2 protein-coding genes are annotated in these 1191 nt (G+C 33.3%); both read left to right on the forward strand.

The window, feature by feature from the left end; genetic code table 11:
* Positions 1-86 precede the first annotated feature (86 nt).
* Positions 87-644, forward strand: a complete 558-nt coding sequence (locus V7024_RS17585; RefSeq protein WP_335522246.1) for a helix-turn-helix domain-containing protein — start codon at positions 87-89, stop codon at positions 642-644.
* Positions 638-1177 (forward strand): IS630 family transposase, encoded by a 540-nt coding sequence (locus tag V7024_RS17590; protein WP_335522248.1) that lies wholly within the window; start codon positions 638-640, stop codon positions 1175-1177. Before V7024_RS17585 ends, V7024_RS17590 begins: the two co-directional genes overlap by 7 nt.
* Positions 1178-1191: the final 14 nt, after the last annotated feature.

The following is a 1191-nucleotide window of genomic DNA, read 5'->3' on the forward strand; positions in this document are numbered from 1 at the left end:
ATATATATCCTACTTACCTAACTAACACGTTTAAACTTTTCAAAACCGCCCCATACTTATAAAAAAACAAGATGGGGGATTTGATGATGATAAAGAAAAAAATTGGTTTAAAAATTAATACGACGCACGGTTTTACACCGAAACAATTACGTAAACTTGAAAAGAAAGCCAAACATGTAGAAGATCGAATACGTATTACAGCTGTACGACTCATCATGGAAGGCTACATGACGATTCAGGTCGCACAATTATTAAATATCGCTCGTCAAACCGTTAGTATATATGTAAAAAGATTTGAAGCAGGGGGAATCGAATCCCTATTAGAACGTAAACCGTTACCTGGTAAAAAACCATTTTTGACAGATGAAGAACAGGTAAAATTAAAGGAGTTTATTTTAACAAAACATCCCTTTGATTTTGAAATTTCTCAAGCTGCCAATTGGACAATTAAAACAATTAGAGAAGTTATTGAACAGCAATTTTCTGTATCTATGTCTTCAGAAGGCGTGAGAAAACTCCTCATTCGCCTAGGTTTTTCGCATACTCGTGCAACATACGTATTAGAAAAAGCAAATGCAGAAAAGCAACGTGCTTTTCAAAAAGAAGTGGATATGATTCAAAACTTAGTAAAAAAAACATTTTAAACGATACTGTTCTTTTATATGAGGATGAGTGCCACTTTCGCGAAAAGCAAACACCTACATCCACATGGTTTTTAAAAGGAAAACAAAGAAAATTTTCTGTTTATGGAAATCCATTTTCTGTATCCTTATTTGGTTCAGTTGATGCGGAAACAGGGGCATTTCTTTGCATGGAAGCAGAAAAATGCAATGCCCAAACATTTCAACAGTTTCTTACATACGTACTCGATAAAAACAAAGAAAAGCATGTCATCATGATAGTAGACAATGCAAAATATCACCACGCCAAAGTACTACAAGATTTTTTAAAACAGAAAGGATCCCGTTTGACATTACTATTTTTACCACCCTATTCACCCAATTTAAATCTTGTAGAACGAGTATGGAAGTTGTTAAAAGAGACCATTTTGGCCAATCAAAGCTATAAAAAACGAGAAAACCTAATTGAAGCAATTGAGAAATTTCTACAGAATATCGTTGAAAATCCAACAAAAATCTTAACCAGAATTCGTAAAGCATGGATGTTAGGATTTTAAGTTGTAATTATATA

Origin of the sequence: Bacillus sp. JJ864 (assembly GCF_036963045.1) — a bacterium.
GTDB lineage: Bacteria > Bacillota > Bacilli > Bacillales > Bacillaceae_G > Bacillus_A > Bacillus_A pseudomycoides_C.